This is a genomic window from Burkholderia sp. 22PA0099 (assembly GCF_047497165.1).
Classification (GTDB): domain Bacteria; phylum Pseudomonadota; class Gammaproteobacteria; order Burkholderiales; family Burkholderiaceae; genus Burkholderia.
Genome location: NZ_CP163164.1, coordinates 3,309,583 through 3,334,487, shown reverse-complemented (window position 1 = coordinate 3,334,487; position 24,905 = coordinate 3,309,583). Strand labels below are relative to the sequence as shown.

Here is a 24,905-nt window from a genome sequence, read left to right as displayed (position 1 = left end):
TGGTCAGGCGTCCTTGAGAACGGGGTTCGGGGTGGCGAGCGGCAGTTGCGCATCGCGCGCGGCCTGGGTGGCGTCGGTCAGGGGCAAGGCCGGGCCGCCGTCGACGATGTCGCGCGCCGCGATATAGCCGAACGTCAGCGCCGGGCCGAGCGTGATGCCTGCCGCCGGATAGGTGCCGGCCATCACGGAGTTCATGTCGTTGCCCACCGCATACAGGCCGGGGATCGGCCGGCCGGCGCCGTCGAGCACGCGTGCGTGCGGGTCGGTGTCGAGGCCGGTGGCGCTGCCGATGTCGCCGGGCACGATCTGCACGGCGTAGAACGGGCCGGTGTCGATCGGGCCGAGGCACGGATTCGGCTGGTGTGCCGGGTCGCCGAGATAGCGGTCGTAGGCGGACTTGCCGCGGCCGAATTCGGCGTCCACGCCCGAGGCGGCGGCCTCGTTCATGCGCCGCGCGCTGTCGGTCAGCGCGGCGGCCGGCACGCCGATTTCGTGGGCCAGCGCGTCGAGCGTCGCGCCGCGTTTCAGATAGCCGCTGCGCAGGTAGCGGCCGACTTCGAGCGAGCGAGGCCGCACGCGGCCCAGGCCGTAGCGGCGCAGAAAGCGCGCGTCGCACACCAGCCAGGCCGGCACGCACGGCGTGCTGGCGTGGGCGCGATGCATCGAGGCCACGAAATCGTGATACGAGCTGGCCTCGTTGGCGAAGCGCCGGCCGGCCGCGTTGACGGCCAGGATGCCGGGCTTCTGGCGATCGGTGACGAGGTGCGGGAACTGCGCCTCGCGGCCGCGTTCGTCGCGGAATACCGAAACGGGCGCCCAGAACGCCGCGCCCGCGTTGCCGCCGGCCAGATGGCCGCCGAGCGGGGCGGCCAGCGCCGCGCCGTCGCCGGCATTGCCCTCGGGCGCCATCGAGCGATGCAGGTCCGCATGCGGCACGAGTTGCGCGCGCAACGCCTTGTTCTGCGCGATGCCGCCGGTGGCCAGCACCACCGCGCGCCGCGCGCGGATGCGGCGCGCGGTGCCATCCAGTTCCACCGTCACGCCGCTCGCGCGGCCGGCCTCGGTTTCGATGCGCGTGACCTTGGCGCGGTTGCGCAGCACGATGCCGGCGTCGTTCGCCGATTTCAGCAGCCGCGCGGCCAGCGCATTGCCGAGCACCAGCCGCGTGCCGCGCGACCAGCGCAACCGGTCGATCGCGTAGCGCGCGAGCAGCGGCACGGCGTGCGCCAGCGCCGCGCCGCTGCGATGCATGGCCAGCAGCGCGTCGATGTCCTTCTTGTTGACCATCATGCCGCCGAGCGCGAGGAAGCTCGCGAGCGGCCCGCGCAGCGCCTCGAACAGCGGGCCGAGCGTGCGGCCGTCGAACGGCGCCGGGTCGATGGTGCGTCCGCCCGGCATCGCGCCGTCGAGTTCGGGCTGGTAGTCGGGCGACACGGCGCGCGCGACAAACTTCACCTCGGTATGCCGCTCCATGAAGCGGACCATCTCCGGGCCGTGCGCCAGGAACGCGTCCATCATGTCCTCGCGCAGCGCGGGGCCGACCGTCTGGCGCAGGTAGCGGCGCGCGGCGTCGAGCGAATCGGTGTGGCCCACGCCGGCCATGTGGCCGTTGTCGGGAATCCACACGGCGCCGCCCGATAGCGCGGTCGAGCCGCCATACAGTTCGGTTTTCTCCAGCACCAGCACCGAGAGCCCGGCCTGCCGGCACACCAGCGCCGTGCCGAGGCCGCCCGCGCCCGAGCCGATCACGACGACGTCGTAGTCGTCGCCGGTTTGAGAGGGGTTGCGCATGATCGTCTCCGTCATTGCATGCGGTAGCCGCCGTTCACGTCGACCGTGGTGCCTGTCTGATAGCCGGCCTCGGGGCTGACCAGATGCACCACCGCCGCCGCGACGTCCTCGGGCAGGCCGAGCCGGTTCAGCGGGATCGCGGCGGCCGCCGCCGCGTCCTTCTCGGGCGGCAGCGACAGGCGCAGCATCGGCGCGTCGATCATGCCCGGTGCGACCGCATTGACGGTCACGCCCTGCGGCGCCAGTTCGCGCGCGAGCGCCTTGGTCAAGCCGAGCACGGCCGCCTTGCTGGCGATGTAGGCCGCGTTCGAGCGGTAGCCGCCCAGTTGCGCGGCCACCGACGACAGCGTCACCACGCGCCCGAAGCTCGGGCCGGCCGGCAGGCGGCGCGCGTATTCGCGGCACACCAGAAAGCAGCCGGTCTGGTTGATGTCGAGGTTGCGCTGCCAGTCGGCCAGCGAGGTTTCGATCACGAGCGGGCGGTCGCCGTCGGGCTTGAAATGCAGGATGCCGGCGCTGTGCACCAGGATTTCGGGGCGGCCGAGTTGGGCCGTGACGGCATCGAACGCGGCCTGCACGTCGGCCTCGCTGGCGACGTTGAGCGCGAACGCGCCGTGGCCGCTGCCGGGCAGCGAATCGGCCACCTGGCGGGCGGCGTCGAGCCGCAGGTCGGTAACCGCCACACGGTGCCCGGCAGCGGCCAGCGCCCGGCAGATCGCGACGCCTATGCCGCCGGCGCCGCCCGTGACGAGCGCGATACGTCGGGAGGACTGATGGTTTGTCATGCTGAGGATCCTTGCGGGTGGGGTGCCGGCCGGGCGCGGCGCGTCCGGCCGACAAGCGAGGGGGACGGTGGCGTCAGAGGCTGCCGCCGAGCGATTTGCCGCCATCCACCATCAGCGTCTGCCCGATGATGAAATCGGTGCGCGGCGAGGCCAGGAAGGCCACCGCGTTGGCGATGTCGGCCGGCTGCGCGGCGCGCCCGGTGGGTTGCAGCGCGAGTTGCGCGGCGCGCCGCTCGGGCGTGAGCGCCTGAAGCATCGGCGTATCCACCAGCCCCGGCGCCACCGCGTTGACGACGATCCCGCGCTCCATCAATTCCATCGCCATCGCGCGCGTCAGGCCCACCACGGCGGCCTTGGCCGCCACGTAATGCGCGTGATTGCGCGCGCCGAGATAGGCGCGCGAGGCGATGTTGACGATCTTGCCGCCGGCCGGCAGCCGCTTGGCCGCGAGCTGGCTCAGCGAGAACAGCGCCACCACGTTCAGTTCGTAATGCCGACGAAAATCCTCGGCGCTCAATTCCATGAACGCGCGCTCGTCGAAGATGCCCGCGTTGTTGACCAGCGCATCGACGCGCGGCAGCGCATCGAGCAGCGCGCCGAGCGCGGCCGCATCGCGCAAGTCCACCGCATGCGCCTCGGCCGAGCCGCCCGCCGCGCGCACCGAGGCGGCCACTTCCTCCACCGCCGCCTGGTTCAGGTCGAGCGCGACCACATGAAAACCGTCGTCCGACAGACGCCGCACGATCGCGCGGCCGATTCCGCCGGCCGCGCCGGTGACGAGGGCGAACGGCTTTGCCGCTGCATGTTTTGTTGCCGCCATGGATATCCTGTTTTGCGTAAAAGATTACGCTAATCGTAAATTTTCTTGGCGGCGTGCAACAATGCTCGGAAACCCGGAGAGCGGCTGACGCGTCACGTTCGAGGGTGGCGTAAGTCGTTTGAAATCAAGGAAAGCGGTAGGAAAACAAGGCACTTTGCCCGATTTCGCCGTGTTGCACGGCTGCCGAAGCCGTGCGTTCCTCGGGTTTTCGAGCATTGTTCAGGCGCGGAGGACGAATTTACGCTGTGCGTAATCAATTACGCAAAATGGAGTTCGACGCAGAGACCCACCCACGCTTCCCGGCGATCCGATCGCCCTCGCATCCGCATCCGCCCGCCACCGGCGCCCACTGCTGCAACGCGCCGGCGCGGGCAGACGAACACCAGGCGGCCGTCCAGAGCACGCTTGACAAGATTGGGGCGCACGTTTCATCTGGCGCCCGGTAAGGAGACATTCATGAATGCCGTAGACGAACGCGCCGTCCTCAGGAAGACGGCCACCAAGCTGATTCCCTTCCTGTTCCTGCTGTACATCGTCAGCTACATCGACCGCACCAACGTCGGGTTCGCCGCGCTGCAGATGAACCGCGATCTCGGCCTGACCCCGGCGATGTACGGCCTGGGCGCGGGCATCTTCTTCATCGGCATGCTGCCGTTCGAAGTGCCGAGCAATTTGTTGATGGTGAAGTTCGGCGCGCGCGTCTGGCTGGCGCGGATCATGGTGGTGTGGGGCTTCGTCACGCTGGCCACCTCGATGATCGCCGGGCCGAATTCGTTCTATGTGGTGCGCTTCCTGCTCGGGGTGAGCGAGGCGGGCTTCTTTCCCGGCGTGCTGTTCTTCCTGACGTTCTGGTTTCCGCGCGAGTACCGCACGCAGATCATCGCGCGCTTCATGATCTCGCTGCCGGTGGCGGCGGCCATCGGCGGGCCGGTGTCGTCGCTGATCCTGCAGGCGTTCGACGGGCTGGGCGGGATTCCGGGCTGGCGCTGGCTGTTCATCGTCGAGGGCATTCCGGCGATCGTGCTGGGCGTGGTGACGTACCGGGTTCTGCTGGAGCGTCCGTCGCAGGCGCGCTGGCTGACGGCCGAGCAACGCAACTGGCTGCAGGCGAAGATCGACCGCGAACAGGCCGAGGATCTCGCCGACGGCGACCCGCACAGCGCCGCGCACGTGCTCAAGGTGCTGCTCGACTGGCGCACGCTGGTGGTGACGTTCACGGGCGTGTGCTTCGTGATCGGCTTCTACGGCGCGGGCTTCTGGCTGCCGCAGATCATCAAGACGTTCCATGTGTCCACGCTGCAGGTGGGCCTGCTCAGCGCGCTGCCGAACCTGCTCGGCGCGGGGGCGATGCTGCTCTGGTCGCGCCGCTGCCGCAACCGCGCGCTGCGCCTGTCGGACGTGGCCCAGCCGCTGGTGCTGTCGTGCGTGGCGTTCGTGGTGGCGGCGTACAACCTTGACAACCCGGTGATCGCGATGTCGGCGTTCTGCGTGGCGATGATCGGCCTGTATGCCTGCATGCCGGCCTACTGGACGCTGCCGACCATGTTCTTCAGCGGCACCGCGGCGGCGGCCGTGCTGGCCTTCGTCAATGCCGTGTCGAACCTCGGCGGCTTCTTCGGCCCGACCATCATCGGCTGGCTCACGCAAACCAGCGGCAGCTTCCGCATCGCCATCGCCACGATGGGCGGGTTCGTGCTGATCGGCGCGATCGCGCTGGTGTTGCTGGTGCCCGCGTTCTCGCGGGTGCGTGCCGCGCCCGAGGCGCGTACGGCGTCTTGACGATGGCGCCGATGGCGTCCTGACGGGCGCTGTTCTGGCCCGCGTCGCGTGCGTGCCGCGCGACGCTGCCCGACCGAGGGCGCGCACTGGCTGGCCCGGCGCGCTCCCGACTTTCCCGATGTGAGCTTCGACGCACCTCGTTCAGCGAGGGGCGCGGGCTGTTTCGACTCGCGAAAAATCAAGTAGTACAACTATATATTGGAGAACTTTTGCATGAAATCGGTCACGAAAATGGCGCTCGGCTGCGTCGCACTCGGTTCGCTCGCCCAGGGCGCGCACGCGCAAAGCTCGGTGACGCTGTACGGGATTCTCGATGAAGGCGTGATGTACCAGAACAACGTGGGCGGCCCGACGGGCGGCAGCCGCACGTTCCTCGATTCCACCAGCGGCATCAACGGTAGCCGCTGGGGCCTGACCGGCTCGGAGGATCTGGGCGGCGGGATGCGCGCGATCTTCACGCTCGAATCGGGCATCAACCTGAACAGCGGCGCGTTCGCGCAGGGCGGCACCGCGTTCGGCCGGCAGATCTTCGTGGGCCTGAAGCACGAGCGCTTCGGCAGCGTCACGTTCGGCCGCCAGTACGACATGATGTTCTACTTCGGCCAGCCGCTGACCTCGGCCGGCGCGCAGGCCGGCTCCGCGCCGTTCCTGCATCCGGGCGACCTCGACAACACCGGCAACACGATCCGCGTGAACAATGCGGTGCGCTACATGAGCCCGGACTACGCCGGCTTCACGTTCGGCGGCGAATACGCGGTGGGCGGCGTGGCCGGCAACGGCACGGCCAACAGCGGCTATTCGCTCGGCTTCGCGTACAACAACGGCCCGCTGATGCTCGGCGGCGCGTTCGAATACTTCAAGAACCCGACCTCCGCCACGGCCGGCTCGGGCTTGTTTACCGACAACGCGAACGGCGCGACGGTGCTGTCGAACGCGCTGAACAAGGGCTATGCGAGCGCCAGCGCCTACCAGACGGCGATCGTCGGCGGCGGCTACACGGTCGGGCCGCTCGTGCTGACCACCTCGTATTCGAACACGCAATACGGCGGCCTCGGCAGCGGCTTCGCCGATCGCAGCGCGCGCTTCGACAACGTGGATTTCGCGGCCAAGTACAGGGTCAATCCGGTGCTGTTCCTCAGTGCTGCGTACGATTATCTGAGCGGGCACGGCGTGGCGCTGACCAACGGCCGCTCGGTGGGCGGCCAGCACTTTCACCAAGTGAGCCTGATGGCCGATTACCTGCTGTCGAAGCGCACCGACGTGTATGTGGAGGGTGCATGGCAGCGCGCCTCGGGCACCGCGTCGACGGGCGGCGCGGCGGTGGCCGACATCGCGAACCTCGGCGATTCGTCGAACAATCACCAGATCATGTTGCGGGCGGCGTTGCGGCACAAGTTCTGATCGGCGCGGGGTCGTGCGATCGGGGTTCGGCGCCGTGTGCGGTGCCGGACCCCTTGTTTCATGGGTCCGAAGCACGGAATTTTTTAACTGTTTCGTGAATTTTGCACACGAAAACGCAGGCCTCGACTATAATCGCCGCCGTGCGACAGTAAAACAACTGTTCGCATCAAGAACATATGACGAGACACCGAGCGCCGGGTAGGCGCGTGCTTTCGTCGTGTGTCTCGGGCCGCGTGCGAATGCCATGCGGCTCGTCCTGCCGCACCGGCCGAGGCCGCGCCATCGCGCGACGCGCCCCCGCCGGCTTGCCGCCCCCTCCGCTCGACCGTTCTCTCGGGATCTTGCTCCCGGTATGTACATTCTGGTCTCCTAACGAGAATGAGCGATGTCGAATCCATCTCCCTCTGAAACACCGTCCCCGGCCGTTCGTATCGGATTCCCGATCATCGGCGTGGTGGGCGTGCTGCTCGGCCTGGTCTTCGTGATCGGCGGCGCGATGCTGATCGCGCGCGGCGGCTCCTGGTACTACCTGCTGATGGGCCTCGCGATGTGTGCCTCCGGCGTGCAGTTCGTGCGCCGCCGCGCGGGCGCCGTGACGATCTTCGTGATCGCGCTGATCGCCACCGCCCTCTGGGCCGTGTGGGAAGCGGGCCTCGATTTCTGGGCGCTGAACGCCCGGATCTTCATGTTCTCGATGATCGCGATGCTGATCGTGCCGCTGTACCCGGTGCTGCGCCGCCTCGAAGGCAAGGGCGCGGCGAAGGGCGGCGCGTGGGCGCTTGCGCTGGTGCTGCTGCTCTGCAATGTCGGCTTCGTGTACGGCATGTTCATCCCGCACGGCACGTTCGGCGTGGAATCCGGCGCGGCGCTGGCCGACAGCGAGGCAGGCAAGGGCGACTGGACGGCCTACGGCCACGGCGATGGCGGCGATCGCTTCTCGGGCTTCGGCCAGATCAATCGCGAGACGGTCAAGAACCTGCAGGTGGCGTGGACCTACCACACCGGCGACGTGCCGCAGAGCCCGACCGGCGGCGGTTCGGAAGATCAGGAAACGCCGCTGCAAGTGGGCAAGACGTTGTTCCTGTGCTCGCCGCACAACACGGTGATCTCGATCGACGCGGCCACCGGCCATGAAAACTGGCGTCATGCGTTCCCGACCAAGACGACGGTGTGGGTGCGCTGCCGCGGCCTGGCGTATTTCGACAGCGGCAAGCCGCTCGTGCAGCCCACGGCGAAGGGCTCGACGCCCGTCACGCCGATTGCCGCGCCGGGCGAGCAGGCGCTGTGCCGCCGCCGCATCTTCATGAACACGATCGATGCGACGCTGGTGGCGCTCGACGCCGACACCGGCAAGCTGTGCCCGGACTTCGGCCAGGGCGGCAAGGTGGATCTCAAGACGGGCCTCGGCTCGGCCAAGAGCCCGCTGTACCAGATGACCTCGGCCCCGACGCTGGCCGGCACCACCGTGGTGGTGGGCGGCCGGGTGGCCGACAACGTCACGCTCGACATGCCGGGCGGCGTGATTCGCGGCTTCGACGTGATTACCGGCAAGATGAAGTGGGCGTTCGATCCCGGCAATCCTCAGGATCACGAAGCGCCCGTCGACGGCAAGACGTTCGTGCGCTCGACGCCGAACGTGTGGGCGCCGATGTCGTACGACGCCAGCTCGAACACCGTCTACATGCCGGTGGGCGGCGCGGCGATCGACCTGTGGGGTGTGAAGCGCACGCGCCTGGACGAAGGCTACGGCGCCTCGATCCTCGCCGTCGACGCCACCACCGGCGCCGAGAAGTGGCACTTCCAGACGGTCCACCACGACCTGTGGGACTACGACGTGCCGATGCAGCCGACGCTGATCGACTTCCCGGTGGCGGACGGCAAGACGGTGCCCGCGCTGATCATCGGCACCAAGATGGGCCAGTTGTTCGTGCTCGACCGCCTGACCGGCAAGCCGTTGACGAAGGTCGTCGAGCATCCGGTCAAGGCGGCCAGCGTGCCCTACGAGCATTATTCGCTCACCCAGCCGTTGTCGGTGGGCATGCCGCAGATCGGCGCCGAGGTGCTGAACGGCAAGGACATGTGGGGCATGACGCCGATCGACCAGATGATGTGCCGCGTGATTTTCCACGGCATGCGCTACGACGGCCTGTTCACGTCGCCGAGCACCGATACCTCGCTGAGCTTCCCCGGCTCGCTGGGCGGCATGAACTGGGGCGGCCTCTCGTACGACCCGAACGCCGGCATGATCTACGCGAACGACATGCGTCTGGGCCTGTGGGTGCGCTTCGTCAAGGCAGAAAACCGGGGCGGCACGTCCGACGGCAACGAATCGGTCAATGCGGGCATGGGCGCGGTGCCGCTCGGCGGCACGCCGTACTCGGTGGTGAAGGATCGCTTCTTCTCGCCGCTCGGCATCCCGTGCCAGAAGCCGCCGTTCGGCTCGATGACGGCGATCGACCTGAAGACCCGCAAGATCGCCTGGCAGGTGCCGCTCGGCACCGTGCAGGACACGCGCCTGGCCGGCATCCAGATGCACATGCCAGCCCCGATCGGCATGCCGACCATCGGCGGCTCGCTCGCCACCGGCGGCGGCCTGGTGTTCTTCGCCGCCACGCAGGACTACTACCTGCGCGCGTTCGACAGCTCCACCGGCCGCGAAGTGTGGAAGGCCCGCCTGCCGGTCGGCAGCCAGGGCACGCCGATCAGCTATGTGGTGAACGGCAAGCAGTACATCGTGATTTCGGCCGGCGGCGCGCGCCAGTCGCCCGATCGCGGCGACGACGTGATCGCCTACGCGTTGCCGGATGTGAAGTAATCCGAAGCAAGTAGCGAGGGCCGCGAGGTAGCGGTCATGCGGACGAACAGGCCGGGGAGTGATCTCCGGCCTGTTTTTTATGCGTGCGCGGGTTCAGACGTTCGCTTTCGAGGCGAGTGCATCGGCGAACGCGCCGCTTGCGACCTGCACCCGGTTGCGCCCGGCGCGCTTGGCGGCGTACAGCGCCGTATCGGCCGCGCCGATCAAGGCATCCGGCGTGGTCAGCCCCGCGCGCTCGGCGACGCCGATGCTGATCGTGACGTTGGCGCGCTGGCCCTGCGCGATGAAGTGCAGGCCCTGCACGGCTTCGCGCAGCCGTTCGGCGGTGCGCTCGGCTTCGGCAAGGGCCGCGTTCGGCAGCAGAATGGCGAACTCTTCGCCGCCGAAGCGCGCCAGCAGGTCGCCGCGCCGCAATTGCGCGGTCAGGCACTGCGCGACATGGCACAGGCAGGTATCGCCGGCCAGGTGGCCGTGGCGGTCGTTGAAGGCCTTGAAGCGGTCGATGTCGACCAGCAGCAGGGCGCCGGCCGAGCCGGGCATTGCGACGAGCTCGGCCAGCGCCTCGTCGAGCCGCCGCCGGTTGGCGATGCCGGTCAGCGAGTCGGTATAGGACAGGCCGGTCAGCGCGGCGTTGCTTGCCGCGAGGCTTTCGTTGCGAAGCCGATCGAGCAGCCGATGCAGGTAGATGCGGCGCGAGACGCGCTCGAACGCGTGGCCGCCGACCAGCGCCGGCAGCAGCAGCGTGCACATGAAGCCGATCAGGAAGGTGGCGTCGTCGTGGGTCAGCGCCGGACTATGAAACAGGCACAGCGCGAACACGGCGAGATTGGTCGCGAAGAACGCCGCGGCTTGATGAAAGCGCAGCCGCACGAACACCAGCACGAAGCTCGACGGCGGAATGGCCAGCAGGTAATCGCGCAGCGTGGCCGGTTCCGGCTTGGCGGCCACCACCAGGATCGCCGCCACGCTGCACACCAGGCAGCAGGCCAGCAGCGCCACCTCGCGCAGCATCGCCGGGGCGGACTCGCGCAAGCCCAACCGGATGATGACGAGCACCAGGGTGCTGGAGCCGACCAGTTGCACCGCGACGTCCGGCCAGTCGGGATGGCGGATCACGATCAGGTTCAGCAGCACGCCGAGCACGAAATAGCCGGCGATGCCCCATAGCGCGATGAAGCGCAATTCTCTGAGCCGCTCGGTGGCAATGTCTTGCCAGTAGCGCGCTTCGAGGGCGTCGGGAAAGCTCAGACGAAAGCCCGAACGCTTCAGCTCGCCCTCGGCCAGTGCCCCCAGGCGCGGCGCCGTTTCCCCGGGCGCCGTGCGGGCCTGCTTCAGTCCATTCACCATCGTGTGCGTGGGCGCCGAATAGCGGAGCGGCGCCGAGGACGGCTGCGGGTGGCGGCACGTTCACGTCGGCGTTTTGCGCTCCTGTTCTTGAATATCGAGACAGGATACCTGAGGACTTGCGCCAGTTCGTGAATCGTTTGCCATGCGATGGCGCGGCGGGTGCGATGCAGCCGATGCACCCAATAGCCGCCGTGCCCGGCCGCCCGTTACGCCCCGCTGCGCACCATCACCAGATCGCGCTGCACGTCGTCGCCGCATTGAAACGTGGTTTCACCGACTTCGGCGAAACCATTGCGCGTGTAGAAGCGGATCGCCTTGGCGTTCTCCTCGCTGACCGTGAGCCGGATCGGGCCGGACACCGCGGCCAGCGTGGCGGACATCAATTGCTGCGCGAGGCCGGTGCCGTGGTGGGCAGCCAGCACGTAGCAGCGGCTCAACTCCGGGATATCGTCGGCGGCCGGCACGCCCAGGTGGGCAGGACTCCGATTGATCACGCTGAAGCCGACGACGGCGCCGGCGTCGTCCACCACGCGCACCTCGTATTGGTCGCTTGCCACCACGGCTTCGAAGCGCGCCGCCGTGAAGTTGTCATCGATGTAGGCCACGATCACTTCTCGTGGCGTGTCCGGCGGGCAGGCGAGGGCGAAGGTTTGCCGGGCCACGGCGCCGATGGCTTCGGCGTCGGCGGGAGTCGCGTGACGGATCTGCATGGGAATCGGGTCTTGTCTGCGGAAAGGCAATGACCCAATGGTAAAGCAAAGGCGGGAGTTACCGAGGGAGTCCTGAACGATGCGTGATGCCTGGCGTGCCAATGCGATGCTCGCGGCGGTGGCGGCGGTGGCGGCGATGTCGGCGCAACTCGTCGTCCTGCTGCTGATCGGCGTGTTTCATCTGCCCGATCGCGCGTTCACGACGGACGGTTTTCATTGCGTGGCGCTGGTTTATATCGGCGCGGCGATGTGGCTCGTGCATCGTCTTGCGGCGCAGGCGTTCCGTGCCGCGCTGACGTCGGGGCATGTGTGCGCGACGTCGCAGGCCGAGCGGCGCGTGCGGGTGGCGGCGCATTGCCCGCGCCGTCTGCTGGTGCGCGTGCACCTGATGCTGCATCGCTATCGTCTGGACTGCAGATCGCTGTAATGCGCCAGGCTGCTTCGCCTGCGCTCACGCGCCGCGCCGGCCGCGCGCCTTCCACTCCACCCATTGCCACGCGGCCAGCCCCGGCAGATAGAACAGCAGGTCGCGCAGGCGCCGCGCGCCGGCCAGCGCGAGACACACCGAAGGCTCCAGCCCGAACCACCCGCCGATCACGACGAAGCCGCCTTCCTGCACGCCGATGCCGGCCGGCACGAGAAACGCCATGCTGCTGAGGAACTGGATCAGCGCCTCGATCGCCATCGCATCGGCAAAGCTGGCCGACGCGCCGAGCGCCTTGAGCGCGATCCAGATTTCGAGCGAGAAGCCCGCGAATTGCAGCGTCTGCCAGATCAGCAGATAGCGCAGCACCACGCCGGTGTCGCGCCAGATCAGCATGACGGACAGGTCGATCCGCGCGCTCGCGCCGAGCTTGTCGACGAAGCCGCCGGCCGTGACGCGGTTGAGCAGGCCGGCGATGCGCCGGAACGGCCGCGCGTGCTGGAGCGCTGCGAACAGCACCAGCACCGGCAACGCGAACGCCAGCCCGAGCGCAAGCTGGCCGATGCCGCGCCCTGCGTTCGAGCCGGTGCCCATCAACAGATAGGCGCAGGCCAGCAATGCGAACACGAGCTGGCTGATCAGCGTCAGTTGCATGTCGGCCACGAGGCTGGCGATGGCGGCCGACGGTTGCACGCCGAGCCGCCGCAGGAACCGGAACGAGACGATTTCGCCGCCGATCCGCGCCACCGGCAACAGGCCGTTGACCGATTCGCGCAACCAGACGAGTTCGAGCATGGCCGCGAAGCGGGGCCGCCTGCCGCGCCGGAACAGCAGCCGCCAGTCGGCCGCGTTGGCCATCATCGGCAGGATGTGCACGGCGGCGGCCAGCAGCAGCCCGGCGCCCGCGTCGCGCAGCAGCGCGAGAATCGCTTCGGGATGCTCACGACCCACCAGCCAGGCGGCGAGCGCGAGGCCGAGCGCGGCGGTCAGCACGCCGAGCCACTTCATGTTGCGGACTCCCGATCGTTCGGCAACGGCGCTGCGCTCATTTGTCGAGGCGTGGCGAGAGCCGGCCGCCCGGATCGACCCGGAAGCGCCGGCCGCGCCACACCACGTCGGACAGGCCGAAGCTCGTCACGAACACGCCGAATTGCAGCAGATCGAACAGCGGCAGGCAGAACCAGTCGGCGAACGATTGGCGCAGCGCGCGATCCATGCGCAGCTTGAGCAGCAGACGCGACAGCAGGGCCGCGGCGGCCAGCGCCCAGGCGCTGCCGTTACCGCCGGAAGCGAGCACGGCGATCAGCGCGAACGGCAGCGGATGCATCAGCGCCGAGCCGAGATGGCCGAGCGGGTCGGCCGCGCGGATCGTCTGGCTCCAGCGCGATTCGTGGGCGAGGTACACGCCCGCCGTGGTTTCGGTGCAGGCGTGATCGACCAGCCTGGGCGGCACCGCCACCGTCAGGCCGATCTCGCGCACCGCCTCGCCGATCGCGTGATCCTCGGCCAGATGATGCGCGAAGCGATGCAGGCCGCCGATCGTCGACAGCGTCGCGCGCCGCAGCGCGATGGTCTGGCCGAAGCAGGGCCGCGCGAGCCGGGAGGCCAGGCCGGTCGCCACGCCGGGGAAGAACAGGTAGTTGGTGGACGCCGCCGAGGCGCGCGGCCAGAAACCCGGCGCGGCCATGCCGCGATACGCGCTTGTCACGAGGCCGACATCCGGGGCCTGTAGCGCGCCGACGATGGTGCGCAGATAGTCGCGCTCGACGCGCACGTCGCTGTCGGCGAAGCAGAGCAGGTCGTGCTCGGCCTGTTCGAGCATGTTGATGAGGTTGGACACCTTGCGGTTCGGGCCATGCAGCCGCGCGTCGGCCACGGTGGTGACATGGGCGTCGGGATAGCGCGCGCGCACCGTGGCCACGGCCTGCAGCGCGATGTCGTCGGCGTCGTGCACGCCGAACACGTACTGAATCGGGCCGGGGTAGTCCTGATCGAAGAAGCTGGCCAGATGTTCGGCGAGTTGCCACTCGTCGCCGTGCAACGGCTTCATCAATGTCACTGGGGGATAATGGTCGGCGTCAGCCAGCGGGCGCGCGAAGAAGCGGCCGATCAGGTGCGCGGCGATCAGCGTGTAGGCGATGCCGAGCACGGCGCAGACAGCGGCGATGCCGTACACCAGATAGCCGGCCTCCAGCGCATAGGGGCGGTGCGAGGCGAGGATCGCGGCCAGCGCGATGGCCGCGCCCACGGCGAGAAACGACAGCGGTCGAAGCACGATCGCACGAACATTCATGGCGTCAAGGCACGTTGCGGGTTGGACGAAGAGGTAAAGGGTTCGGCGCGCTGGTGCAGGGCACGCGGCGCGTGCCCGCTCAAGCCTCGTGCGCGCGCAAAAACCGGAAGAACTCGACGCCTTCGCGCAGGCGGCGCTTCAGCATAGTCCAGCTTGTTGACATTTCCAGGACGATCTCCCAGATCTTCGACGGCCGGAAATAAAACGCCCGGTAGAAGTGTTCGAGCTCGTGATAGATGTCGTCCTTCGACAAGTGCGGATAGCCGATCGCGGCCAGTTGCACGCCGGCCTTGCTGACCAGGTTGATGGTCTTGTTCTCTTCCATCCAGCCGTTTTCGATGGCCTGCTCATAAAGCTTCGTGCCCGGATACGGCGCGGCCAGCGACACCTGAATGGTGTGCGGGTTGATTTCCTTGGCGTATTCGATCGTCTTCTTGATCGTGTCCTTGGTTTCGCCGGGCAGGCCCAGGATGAACGTGCCGTGAATCTTGATGCCGAGCTTCTTGCAATCCTCGTTGAAACGGCGCGCGATGTCGGTGCGCAGGCCCTTCTTGATGTTCAGCAGGATCTGGTCGTCGCCCGATTCGTAGCCCACCAGCAGCAGGCGCAGGCCGTTTTCCTTCATGACCTTCAGCGTGTCGTACGGCACGTTGGCCTTCGCGTTGCACGACCACGTCACGCCGAGCTTGCCGAGGCCGCGGGAGATTTCCTCCACGCGCGGCTTGAAGTCGGTAAACGTATCGTCGTCGAACATGATCTCTTTCACTTCGGGCATGTTGTCGCGAATCCACTTCACCTCGGCCAGCACGTTCTCGACCGAGCGCACGCGGTAGCGGTGGCCGCCCACCGTTTGCGGCCACAGGCAGAACGTGCATTTCGAGCGGCAGCCGCGGCCCGTGTAGATCGAGACGTACGGGTAATTCAGGTATCCGATGAAATAGTTGCCGATCTTCAGGTCGCGCTTGTAGACGGGCGCGACGAACGGCAGCTCGTCCATCTCCTCGATCATCGGGCGCGGGCCGTTGTGCTCGATCGAGCCGTCGGCGGCGCGATAGCTGAGGCCGAGGATCTCGCTGAACGGCTTGCGGTCCGCCACGTCGCGGCACGTGTAGTCGAACTCCTCGCGGCAGACGAAATCGATCGCGTCCGAGGCCGTCAACGAGTTGTGCGGATCGACGGCCACCTTGGCGCCGACCATGCCGACCAGCACCGACGGCTTGCGCTGCTTGAGGTCCTGCGCGAAGGTCGCGTCGGTGGGGAACGACGGCGTGCTGGTGTGGATGATCACCAGGTCGTATTCGACGGCGATCTTCAGCGTGTCTTCCACCGACAGTTCATCGGCCGGCGCATCGAGCACGCGGCTGCCGGGCACCAGCGCGGCGGGTTGCGCGAGCCAGGTCGGATACCAGAACGAGCGGATTTCGCGCTTGGCCTGATAACGCGAGCCGGCGCCGCCGTCGAAGCCGTCATACGACGGCGCTTGCAGGAACAGGGTTTTCAGAATGCCGGCGTGCGGCGGGAGCGTGGCGGTGCGGCGGGGGGAGGGAGTCTGTGACATGCCTTCGATTCGCTTGCATTGGCGGCGCTGGATCGGAACATCGTGGGCGCGCCGCAGGGTATTCGCGATCGTACGAAACCGAAGCTGAAGGCAAGCTTAAGGCAGTGAGTGGGTGAGGCTGGTATCGCTCAAGGCGTGTCGCCGGCGTCGCGACGCGCGGGCAGCCAGGGTGCGGCCGGCGAATCGGACGAGGCGAGCGTGGCATGCAGCGGCGCACCGGGCGCGACGGTCAACAGCGAACTCGCGCCGAGCGCAAACAAGATGGCAAAGGCGGACAGCAACAGGCGCAGGGTCATGGGTACCTCTCGTGAAATTCCTTTCATTCAGGTACCCACTATGCACACAGGCGGCTTAAGTGAAGCTTGGAAGCGCTGACGAATCGTCAGCGCGACACGGTTTCATAGAGCAGCTTGCGCGCGGGCGGCGTGCCGTCCATCGGGAACAACTGGCGTGATCGAATCCGCCATCCGGCTTCGGTGCGCACGGCTTCCCAGCGATTGACCAGCACGCGGAAAATTTCGTGACCGCGCGACAGGCCGTGGTTCGGCAGCGTGGTTTCCGCGCCGCTGCGATTGAAGCGCACCAGCATCAGATATGACGTGACGACGGCCGTGTCGCCGTCCAGTTCGATGCGCGGCAGGTTGCCGAAATGCGCGAGGCCGCCCGAGAGCGCGGCTTCGTGCGCCTCGCTCTCGACCAGTTCGATCAGCTTGTCGCGGCCGCTTGCGCCCGGCGCGGCCGTGCCGCGATCGAACACGGCGTCCTCGGTATAGAGCGTCGAGAAGAACGGGCCGTAGCCCGTGTCGGCGCTCAACGGATGAGCGGCGATCAGGTCGTAGATCGCGAGCTTGTCCTCGATGAGTGCGAGGCGTTGTTCGATCGTGGTCCGCGAAAGCGCCAAGGCGGGTTCCTCTGGTTCGGTGTCGAGGTAGGGAAGATGGCAACCGCATGACAATGCGTGCGGTTGCCCAAGGCCATTACATCGGCGGCGCGACGCCATCCTTTTCGACCACCACGAATTGCGCGTCGTAGCCGTCGCCGCTCTTGGCCGGCGTGGCCACCACGAACACCTTCTTGCCGGCGGTCAGGTCGGCGCGCGTGGCGGGGATCAGCGTCACGACCGGCGCGGTGGCCGGCACCGTCACGGTGTTGTTGCCGCCCTTGTACGACAGCTTCAGATCGCGCCCGCTGGTGCCTTGCACGACGGTATCCACGTTCGCGTTGGTCATCGAGCTGTTCGCACCGAGATCCCACGCGTAATGGCCCTCGCCCGTGCCGCGCGCGGCTTCGGGGAACACCAGCACTTCCTTGGCGACGAGCTTGCCGTCCGGGCCGGGCACCGAGGCCGCGCCCACGTAGGAGCCCGGCTTGATGTCGGAAAGCTGGATCGCCTTGACGGCGTTCACATGCGAGGCGTCGCTCATCTTGAGCACGACCGTGTCGCCGCTGCGGCGATGCACGGTCAGCGTGTTGTCGGCGAGCGAGACGACGTCGCCGCGAATCCGTTGCGGCTTGGCAGCCGGGGTTTGCGCGAATGCGCCGCCGGCCAGCGTGAGGGCGATGACGGACGTGGCCAGCTTGAGACGAAAGGACATAAGGACTCCGAGGGTAATGCGATTGAAAAGGCTGGCGGCGGGCGTGTCAGGACCCGCCGAACCAGTTGTAGCCCTGGTTTTCCCAGTAACCGCCGGGAAATTCATTGGTGATCGTGATGCCGACGATGTGTTTCGCGTTCTTGTAGCCGAGCTTGGTCGGCATCCGCAATTTCATCGGGAATCCATACTTGGGCGGCAGTACCTGGCCGTCGTAGGACAGCGTGAGCTGCGTTTGCGGATGCAGCGCCGTGGGCATGTCGATGCTGGTCCAGTAGTTGTCGGCACAGTGCAGCGCCACGTATTTCGCCGTGGTGTCCGCGCCGGCCAGCAGCAGGAAATCGGCGAAGCGCACACCGCCCCATTTGCCGATCGCGCTCCAGCCTTCGATGCAGATATGGCGCGTGACCTGGCTGTGTTGCGGCAGCGCGTTCAGCTCGCGCAGCGTCCAGTTGCGCTGGCCTTTCACCAGGCCCGTCAGTTCGAGCCGGTAGCTGGCCGCATCCACGTCGGGCACCTGATCGATGTCGTAGAACGCGTTGAACGGGAACGGCCGCGTGATCATCGAATCGGGGTAGGTCGGCGCGAGCTTGCTCGGGTCGAACAGCAGCGCCTGCGCCCGGTCGTTGAGCGTGGACACCTTGCGCAGCATCGCTTCGATCGACGCGCCGTCGGTCGGGTTGCAGCCCGTCAGCAGTGCGAGGCCGCCGAGGCTCAGGATTCGCTTGCCGAACAGGCGTCGCGACTCGGACGTCAATTCGTTGCGTGCGTCCTTGACGATGGAGTCCGCGTCGAGCGCGGGCGCCGGTGGTGTCGTGCCTTTCGTGCGGATCATCAGCGGCCCCGGATCATCGTCAGCAGCGAGCGCGGCACCAGCGCGACCATGACGATATGGATGACGAAGAATGCCGCCAGCCCGCTCATCGCCACGAAATGCACAATGCGCGCCGTGTCGTAGCCGCCCATCAGCGTTCGCAGCAGCGGAAACTGAACCGGCTTCCAGATCGTCAGGCCCGACAGGATCACGAGCACGATATCGGCGATCACGAGCAGATAGGCGAGCTTCTGCACCGCGTTGTAGCGGCGCAGGTCGGCGTGGCCGAGCTTGCCGCGCAGGGCGGCCAGCAGGTCGGTGGCGACCGCACGCGGGTTCAGCGGCAACAGCATGCGGCGCAGCCGCCCGGTCAACGTGCCCAGCACCAGATACGCCGCGAAGTTGGCCACCAGCAGCCACATCACCGCGAAATGCCATTGCAGCGCGCCGCCGAGCCAGCCGCCCAGCGTGATGGTGGCGGGGAAGTGGATGGCGCTGAAGAGGGGCGACGCGTTGTACACCTGCCAGCCGCTCATGCACATGAGCACGACCGATACGGCGTTGATCCAGTGGAACGCGCGGACCCAGCCGGGATGAATCGTTGTGATGTTCAAGATAGTCTCGCGATCGGCGCCCGATGCTGCGAGGCCGCCGATGTTTGCGCGGCAACGTGCCGTCGATGGCATCAGGATCGCGTGTGGGGCGGTCTGGCGGTATCGGTCGAATGTCCGATACGGGGTGGGGTGGGGCGTTCGGTGGGGGCGCGGGCGCTTTTTAAGTGTGGCTTAAGCATCGGCAGCCCATAATCGACCGCGATGTACGCACTGTAACGGTGGGAGTCGTGTTAGCGGAGAGGGATGGCCAGTTGGACTACGGCGGCCATCCATCGAAACGGCGCAGCTCTCTTGGACCCGGTCGATGACCGGGTCTTTTTTTATTTGCGGTGGTTTTTGGGCTGCGTCCGGCCCGGAGCGCTCGGCTGCTCTATTCGAAATGGTCGCTGCAGGTCATTTTCCTGTCGTTTCATTCCCTGACAATCCGTCAGACCACACCCGCCCACGCGCCGCCCGCCTCGCTTCCAGAGGATTCAACGTTCAATTCATCGCGCGGTATACCGTATGAATGTTTCTGTGCAGAATGGCGGATATTCCGCACGATCGACGTAGCTCACAATATCGAAATTTTCGAAAGGTTCCGGTAGAAAGCGAAACGGATTCGATAAAAATACGTTAGAAGATGATTACCTTTCTGTACGCCTGCACCATCACGCTGAGTGCCTTTCTATTATTTCAAGTAGAACCCCTGGTCGGAAAAATCATCCTCCCCGGCTTTGGCGGATCGGCGGCCGTATGGAGTACCTGCCTGCTTTTTTTTCAGGTACTGCTCGTCTTGGGTTATCTGTATTCGCATCTGACAACCCGCTTCCTGACCGCCAGGCGGCAAGTGCTCGTGCATGTCCTGCTTCTTGCCGTGAGCCTGGCGCTGCTGCCGATCAAGCCGATCATGCACGGGATAACGGCGGCGAACGGCAATCCCGCCTTGACCATAGTCGGCCTGCTGACCATGAGTATCGGCTTGCCGTATTTCATGCTTTCGACAACGGGGCCGTTGGTGCAGGCGTGGTTCGGCCGAGAGAAGGTACGTGTGGTGCCTTACCGCCTGTTTGCACTTTCCAACGTCGGATCGATGCTGGGCTTGCTCAGTTATCCGATCGTTTTCGAACCGTGGTTGCCGCTGCATCTTCAAACGATCGGGTGGTCCGTCTCCTATGTCGTGTTCACGCTGGTGTGCGGAACCCTGGCACTCAGGGCTTCGCGTACGGAACAACAAGCGCCGACGCCATCGGCGAATGATGCGGTCGAGCGGCCTCGCGCCAGGATGTTGGTTATATGGACCCTGATGGCCGTATGCCCCTCGGTGCTGTTGATGGCGGTCACCAGCTATCTGACTCGCAACGTGGCGCCCATTCCGCTTTTATGGGTGTTGCCGCTTGGGCTTTACCTGTTGAGTTTCATCTTGTGCTTTGAAGGGCGGATGTGGTATCGGCGAAGCCTCTGCGTCTTTCTTCTGATTCTCGCACTGGTCGGAATGACGGCGGGTTTTCTCGGATTTCTATCTCGGGACTCGCTGTTCCTGCCAATCGTCCTGTTTAGCGCGGGGCTATTTTTCGGCTGCATGATTGCTCACGGAGAACTCGCCAGGCTAAAGCCGCATCCACGCTATCTGACGTCGTTCTACCTTGCGCTGTCGGTTGGCGGCGCGATGGGGGGCGTGTTCGCGGTATTCATTGCGCCGAGTTTTTTCAATGGCGATCACGAACTGCCGCTGGGGATGGGCGCGATGGCTGTCCTCGCGCTGATCGTCACCTATCGAGGCATGACGAAAGGGCCGAATAAATCGGCTGGACCGGTGGCTTGGTTGGGGCTGGCGACCATGACCGTGGTGGTCGCCATCCTGATTGCGAGCCTGTATTACGGCACGGTTTTGAGACTCGCAAGCACCAGGCTTTCTGTCCGGAATTTTTATGGAACGCTGGCCGTCAGTGATCATGGCACCGGTGAGCAGGCCAAACGCGTGCTGTCCAACGGTTTGATCGTTCATGGCGAGCAGTATTTGGCGGCCGACCGCCGAGCCTGGCCGACGACCTATTACGGCGAACATTCCGGCGTTGGCATGGCGATCCTCGCCAACCGGACAGCGCAAGCTCAACACGTGGGCGTGATTGGGCTGGGGGCCGGCACGCTGGCGGCCTACGGTCGTGCGGGTGACGATTACCGATTCTATGAAATCAATCCGCTCGACATTCGCATTGCACGTTCGGAATTCAGCTTTCTTTCGGACTCCCCAGCGCATGTTTCCATCGCATCAGGCGATGCGCGTCAGACGTTGGCGCAGGAACGCCCTCAGCAGTTCGATCTGCTGGCGGTCGATGCCTTTTCAGGCGACGCGATTCCTGTTCACCTGCTGACCCGCGAGGCATTCGGCATTTATTTTCACAACCTCAAGCCCGGTGGCATGCTGGCCGTGCATGTGACGAACCATTATTTGGACCTCGCTCCGATCGTCAAGCTCAATGCGGCGTTCTATGGAAAGGAAGCGAGGGTCGTGAAATCCGAAGTGGGCGACTCGGATGACGGGAAGGGCGAATTGAAATCGGTTTGGGTGCTCGTTTCAGATCGGGCGGATAACTTCTCGCGGAATCAATTCCTGGGGAATGCGAAACAGATCGAGTTGCCGGACGGATTCAAGCCCTGGACGGACGATTACAGCAGTCTCTATTCGGTATTGAAGAGAAAGACTGACTGACGCGTTTTCGGAACAGTCCGCCAGGTCTTGATTGCCGGGTTATGGCCCGGCTCCTCACCCCCGCCCCCGCCAAGCCACGAAAGCCACCCCCAAAATCGCCATCCCACCCCCTACCAACGTCGCCACCCCCGGCCGTTCCCCCGTCATCCCCATCGACAGCACCGTCGCCGCGGCCGGCACCAGGTAAAGAAAGCTCGACGCCCGAGCCGCCCCGAAATACCCCAGCCCCACCGTCCAGCTCGCATACCCGAGCGCCGCCGGAAACACCCCCAGCACCAGCACCGCGCCCAGCGTGCCCGGCGACGCAGCCGGCGCGGCGAGCGAGCCGATCGCGCCGGGCAGCCACGGCGACAGCAGCAGCGCACCGGCCAGCAGCGTGTAGGCGGTGCTCGGCAGTGCGCCGTAGACGGGAATCAGGCGCCGCTGCAACACGAAGTAGCCGGCCGATGCCAGCGCGGCCAGCAGGATCAGCGTCGCGCCGCTGCCCGGCACGAGGCCGCCCGGCTGCCCCCAGGCGATCACGCCGATGCCGGCGAAGCTGAACAGCGAGCCGATCCAGCCCCAGCGGTTGAATTTCTCGCGCAGGAACAGCGTGGCGAGAATCGCCGTGAAGATCGGCGAGGTGCTCATGATGAACGCGGCCGCGCCAGGCGCGACGGTCAACTCGGCGGTGTTCAGCAGTGCGTTGTAACTGGCGATGCCGAGAAAGCCGGACACAAGAAACCATCCGGCGTCGCGCAGCGACGGCCGGGTCGGGCGCCGGTAGCAGAGCCACACGATGACGAGCACGGCGGCCGTGGCGAAGCGCGCGGCGGCAAGCTGCATCGGCGCGAGGCCGTGCAGCCCGATCCGGATGAACGCGAAGGCCGAAGCCCACGACAGGATCGTGAACGCGACGGCGCCGGTGGCCCGGGCCGACGAAACCGGTTTGCGTTGGGCGGGCAAGGCAGCGGACGGCGTCATGAGCAGGCTCCTGGATCGAATGGACGGGATTGATTGTCCGGGTCAGGCCGCTCGCGATAAACGGAGCCCGCGCCGAAACAGAATCCGTCCGGGCCGGACAATGCGCGCGAGATTGTACGGTTCGCCCGGATTCTGTTGCGCGGCCCGGCCGGCTTCCTGCCCGCGCCGCGATTGCGCACACTGGCCTCGGCAGGCAACCGTCCGGTTGCCGATGCCTCGAACCGATGCACCGCAGGGAGCGACACCCATGTCCATTTCACTGATCGAACACGCCTGGATCGACCTCTCGGCCGCGCCGCAGGCGCCGTTCGCGATCACGCCTCTGAGCGACGCCGACGCGCCGTGCTGGAGCGGCGTGCTCGATCTCGGCCCCGGCGCGACGCATACGCTCGATGCCGGGCTGCGCCACGATCTTTTTGTTTTGCAGGGCGAAGTGATGGCCGGCGGCCAGCATCTCGCCACGGGCGATTTCCTGACGCGTTGCCACGGCACGGTGGTGCGCGCGGGCGAGGGCGGCGCGCGTGTGCTGCTCTATCGTCAGGCATGCAATACGTTGTGCCAACCCTTGCTGCAACCATCGGCGGGGCGGGTCTGGCACGGCGGCATCAACCCGCACATGCGCATCGCGCCGCTCGCGGGCGGCCGTCATCATGTCAGCCTGGTGGCATGGCAGCCGCAGGCGCGCACCCGCGCGCATGCGCATCCGAGCGGGGAGGAAATGTTCGTGTTGAGCGGGGTGCTGCGCGACGGCGAGCGACATCATCCGGCCGGCACCTGGCTGCGCCTGCATCCGGGTGCGGAGCACGCGCCATTCGCCGACGAGCCCGCCGTGATCCTGCTGCGCCACGGGCATCTGCCCGATACGAAAGATCGAGCAGGCCCGGCGAATCAGGCCTGATCGGCCTTGAGCAAGTCGATCAGCGCGCGGACCTTCGGCGCGGTGTGCTTGCCGGGCGGCAGCAGCGCGTGGATCGCCGAGCGCACGGTGGCCCATTCCGGATACAGGCGCACGAGCCGGCCAGCGGCCAGGTCGGCTCGCACCGAAAAATCGGGCAGCACGGCGAGGCCCGCGCCTTCGCTCACGGCCGAGCGACACGCGTAGGCGGTATCGGCCTGCAGGCCGGCGGAGAACGCGATCTCGCAGGTGTCGGTGGCGCTGCCGTGGCGGTGCATCGTGAAGCGCGCGGGATGATGCAGCACCGACAGCGCGACGAACGGCAGTTCGGCGGCGTCGCGCAGGTCGTCGGGGAGCGCATGGCTCGCGACGAACCCGGGGCTGGCGACGAGCCACTTCGTGTAATGGCCGATGGCCACCGCGCGATGGCTCGAATCGTTCAGTTCCCCCAAGCGAATCGCCACGTCCACGCCTTCCTCGATCAGGTCGATCAAGCGGTCGGCCGACACCATGGCGACGCGCAGCCTGGGGTGCGCCTGCCGCAGCCGGGCCAGCACCGGTGCGAGCACGATCGCGCTGTATTCGACGGACGACGCCACCCGCAGCGTGCCGCTCAGGTCGTCCGGCGACGGGCTGGCGATCGACACGGCCTCGTCGGCGAGCCGCACGATTTCCCGGCACGTTTCGAAGAACGCCTCGCCGGCTTCGGTCACGCTCACGCGCCGGGTGGTGCGCACGATCAGGCTGGCTTGCAACTGCTGTTCGAGGCGCTGGATGCTCTCGCTGACGGAGGTCTTGCCGATGCCGCGCCGCTCGGCCGCCCGCGTGAACGAACCGGTTTCCACCACGGCGATGTAGTTGAGCAGGTGCTCGAAGGTCAGGTTGCGCAGGTCGGGCATGGCGAGGGCGGGGAGAGTGGCGAACGCGGCCGCCAGTGTGGCACGGATTTGCCGCGTTGCGCCGTAGCCGGCGCTCGAGGCCGGGCCGGCTTCAGCGCGCGGTGCGCGTGCCGCGTTTCGGCTTCTTCGCCGCGGCGGCGCGCGGCGCTTCCTTGGCGGCGGTCGTGGCCGGATCGCCGCGTTGCAGATCGTCGAGCCAGGACAGCGTTTCCGCGTAGCCGAGGAAGTGGCGCAGGTAGTCCGGCGAGATGTCGCGCATCTGCAGCAGCGCGCGGTGCACGAGGCTGCTCGAATTGAGCGGGCCGGCGTTCTTCGGCACGCTGTCGAGCGAGACCTGCACCTGGCGGTCGGCGCTCAGTTTCGACCAGAGCTCGCGGAAATAATCGAGCACGGCGGCGGGCGGCGCGCTGCGGGCCGTGCGGACCTTGTCGAGACTGAGCGCGGCGAACGGGCTGGGCAGCGGGGCGGCGGGCGCTTGGTTCGGCGCCGCGCCGCGTACCTGTTCGATGCGTGCCGCGTAGTCTTCCAGCAGCGCGTGCAGGCGTGTGTCGATCACGCGCCGCGCTGCACCGCTGTGCGCGTTGGCGCGGCGATGCAGCGCATCGATCAGGCCGAAGCGCAGCGGATCGATGCGGTCGCAACCATCGGCTCGCCAGGCGTCGAGGCGGGCGCGGGCGGCGTCTTGCGGCAGGTCGTCGGAAGCGTGGCGCATG

Annotated in this window: 22 protein-coding genes; 6 read left to right on the top strand and 16 right to left on the bottom strand. The window is 66.8% G+C overall.

The features are described 5' to 3' along the window. Positions 1–3: 3 nt before the first annotated feature. The 3 genes from AB4851_RS14580 to AB4851_RS14570 form a co-directional block, all read right to left on the bottom strand. Entirely contained in the window at positions 4–1,791 is a 1,788-nt protein-coding gene (locus tag AB4851_RS14580; RefSeq protein WP_414447805.1) for an FAD-dependent oxidoreductase, read from the bottom strand. An 11-nt stretch (positions 1,792–1,802) separates the two neighbouring features. Beyond that, on the bottom strand, positions 1,803–2,576 hold the full coding sequence (locus AB4851_RS14575; RefSeq protein WP_414447804.1) for an SDR family NAD(P)-dependent oxidoreductase: 774 nt from the start codon (positions 2,574–2,576) through the stop codon (positions 1,803–1,805). 73 nt (positions 2,577–2,649) lie between these two features. After that, positions 2,650–3,396, bottom strand: a complete 747-nt coding sequence (locus AB4851_RS14570) for an SDR family NAD(P)-dependent oxidoreductase (RefSeq protein ID WP_414447803.1) — start codon at positions 3,394–3,396, stop codon at positions 2,650–2,652. Positions 3,397–3,852: 456 nt separating this feature from the next. Between AB4851_RS14570 and AB4851_RS14565 the strand changes: the two genes are divergently transcribed. The 3 genes from AB4851_RS14565 to AB4851_RS14555 all read left to right on the top strand — a co-directional run bounded on the left by AB4851_RS14565 (position 3,853) and on the right by AB4851_RS14555 (position 9,391). Beyond that, complete coding sequence (locus AB4851_RS14565) at positions 3,853–5,175, top strand: MFS transporter (protein WP_414447802.1); 1,323 nt, start codon at positions 3,853–3,855, stop codon at positions 5,173–5,175. A 213-nt stretch (positions 5,176–5,388) separates the two neighbouring features. Then, positions 5,389–6,576, top strand: coding sequence for a porin (locus tag AB4851_RS14560; RefSeq protein ID WP_414447801.1), 1,188 nt, complete (start codon positions 5,389–5,391; stop codon positions 6,574–6,576). A 385-nt stretch (positions 6,577–6,961) separates the two neighbouring features. Next, positions 6,962–9,391, top strand: a complete 2,430-nt coding sequence (locus tag AB4851_RS14555; RefSeq protein WP_414447800.1) for a membrane-bound PQQ-dependent dehydrogenase, glucose/quinate/shikimate family — start codon at positions 6,962–6,964, stop codon at positions 9,389–9,391. Between the two features lie 93 nt (positions 9,392–9,484). Here the strand turns inward: AB4851_RS14555 and AB4851_RS14550 are convergent, their stop codons facing one another. Further along, positions 9,485–10,738, bottom strand: coding sequence for a diguanylate cyclase domain-containing protein (locus tag AB4851_RS14550; protein ID WP_414447799.1), 1,254 nt, complete (start codon positions 10,736–10,738; stop codon positions 9,485–9,487). A 206-nt stretch (positions 10,739–10,944) separates the two neighbouring features. Continuing rightward, entirely contained in the window at positions 10,945–11,448 is a 504-nt protein-coding gene (locus AB4851_RS14545) for an N-acetyltransferase family protein (RefSeq protein WP_414447798.1), read from the bottom strand. Positions 11,449–11,527: 79 nt separating this feature from the next. On the opposite strand from AB4851_RS14545, the gene AB4851_RS14540 reads away from it, so the two are divergent. Beyond that, positions 11,528–11,875 carry a hypothetical protein gene (locus AB4851_RS14540; protein ID WP_414447797.1) on the top strand — a complete coding sequence of 116 codons (348 nt, stop codon included), beginning with the start codon at positions 11,528–11,530 and terminating at the stop codon, positions 11,873–11,875. 24 nt (positions 11,876–11,899) lie between these two features. Here the strand turns inward: AB4851_RS14540 and AB4851_RS14535 are convergent, their stop codons facing one another. From AB4851_RS14535 to AB4851_RS14500, 8 genes are all read right to left on the bottom strand, one after another. After that, the gene (locus AB4851_RS14535; protein WP_414447796.1) at positions 11,900–12,880 is read right to left on the bottom strand and encodes a lysylphosphatidylglycerol synthase domain-containing protein; all 981 of its coding nucleotides are present in this window, start codon (positions 12,878–12,880) and stop codon (positions 11,900–11,902) included. Between the two features lie 37 nt (positions 12,881–12,917). Next, complete coding sequence (gene hpnI, locus AB4851_RS14530) at positions 12,918–14,165, bottom strand: bacteriohopanetetrol glucosamine biosynthesis glycosyltransferase HpnI (protein WP_414447795.1); 1,248 nt, start codon at positions 14,163–14,165, stop codon at positions 12,918–12,920. A 79-nt stretch (positions 14,166–14,244) separates the two neighbouring features. Then, on the bottom strand, positions 14,245–15,666 hold the full coding sequence (gene hpnJ / locus AB4851_RS14525) for a hopanoid biosynthesis associated radical SAM protein HpnJ (protein WP_414449198.1): 1,422 nt from the start codon (positions 15,664–15,666) through the stop codon (positions 14,245–14,247). A 185-nt stretch (positions 15,667–15,851) separates the two neighbouring features. Then, complete coding sequence (locus AB4851_RS14520; protein WP_414447794.1) at positions 15,852–16,019, bottom strand: hypothetical protein; 168 nt, start codon at positions 16,017–16,019, stop codon at positions 15,852–15,854. Positions 16,020–16,105: 86 nt separating this feature from the next. Beyond that, on the bottom strand, positions 16,106–16,624 hold the full coding sequence (locus tag AB4851_RS14515) for a nuclear transport factor 2 family protein (protein ID WP_414447793.1): 519 nt from the start codon (positions 16,622–16,624) through the stop codon (positions 16,106–16,108). Between the two features lie 76 nt (positions 16,625–16,700). Continuing rightward, on the bottom strand, positions 16,701–17,318 hold the full coding sequence (locus tag AB4851_RS14510) for a hypothetical protein (protein ID WP_414447792.1): 618 nt from the start codon (positions 17,316–17,318) through the stop codon (positions 16,701–16,703). Between the two features lie 46 nt (positions 17,319–17,364). Beyond that, on the bottom strand, positions 17,365–18,150 hold the full coding sequence (locus AB4851_RS14505; RefSeq protein WP_414447791.1) for a molybdopterin-dependent oxidoreductase: 786 nt from the start codon (positions 18,148–18,150) through the stop codon (positions 17,365–17,367). Next, on the bottom strand, positions 18,150–18,743 hold the full coding sequence (locus AB4851_RS14500; protein ID WP_414447790.1) for a cytochrome b/b6 domain-containing protein: 594 nt from the start codon (positions 18,741–18,743) through the stop codon (positions 18,150–18,152). The genes AB4851_RS14505 and AB4851_RS14500 overlap by 1 nt, the downstream gene beginning before the upstream one ends. Positions 18,744–19,365: 622 nt before the next feature. Between AB4851_RS14500 and AB4851_RS14495 the strand changes: the two genes are divergently transcribed. Then, positions 19,366–21,435 (top strand): spermidine synthase, encoded by a 2,070-nt coding sequence (locus tag AB4851_RS14495; protein WP_414447789.1) that lies wholly within the window; start codon positions 19,366–19,368, stop codon positions 21,433–21,435. Between the two features lie 54 nt (positions 21,436–21,489). Here the strand turns inward: AB4851_RS14495 and AB4851_RS14490 are convergent, their stop codons facing one another. Next, entirely contained in the window at positions 21,490–22,398 is a 909-nt protein-coding gene (locus tag AB4851_RS14490) for a DMT family transporter (protein WP_414447788.1), read from the bottom strand. A 247-nt stretch (positions 22,399–22,645) separates the two neighbouring features. Between AB4851_RS14490 and AB4851_RS14485 the strand changes: the two genes are divergently transcribed. Further along, positions 22,646–23,296 carry a cupin domain-containing protein gene (locus AB4851_RS14485; RefSeq protein ID WP_414447787.1) on the top strand — a complete coding sequence of 217 codons (651 nt, stop codon included), beginning with the start codon at positions 22,646–22,648 and terminating at the stop codon, positions 23,294–23,296. Here the strand turns inward: AB4851_RS14485 and AB4851_RS14480 are convergent. Next, positions 23,287–24,192 carry a LysR family transcriptional regulator gene (locus AB4851_RS14480; protein ID WP_414447786.1) on the bottom strand — a complete coding sequence of 302 codons (906 nt, stop codon included), beginning with the start codon at positions 24,190–24,192 and terminating at the stop codon, positions 23,287–23,289. The two genes, AB4851_RS14485 and AB4851_RS14480, sit on opposite strands and share 10 nt — an antisense overlap. Positions 24,193–24,283: 91 nt before the next feature. Then, positions 24,284–24,904: a DUF2894 domain-containing protein gene (locus AB4851_RS14475; protein WP_414447785.1), complete on the bottom strand. Its 621-nt coding sequence runs from the start codon at positions 24,902–24,904 to the stop codon at positions 24,284–24,286. Between the last annotated feature and the right edge of the window lies 1 nt (position 24,905).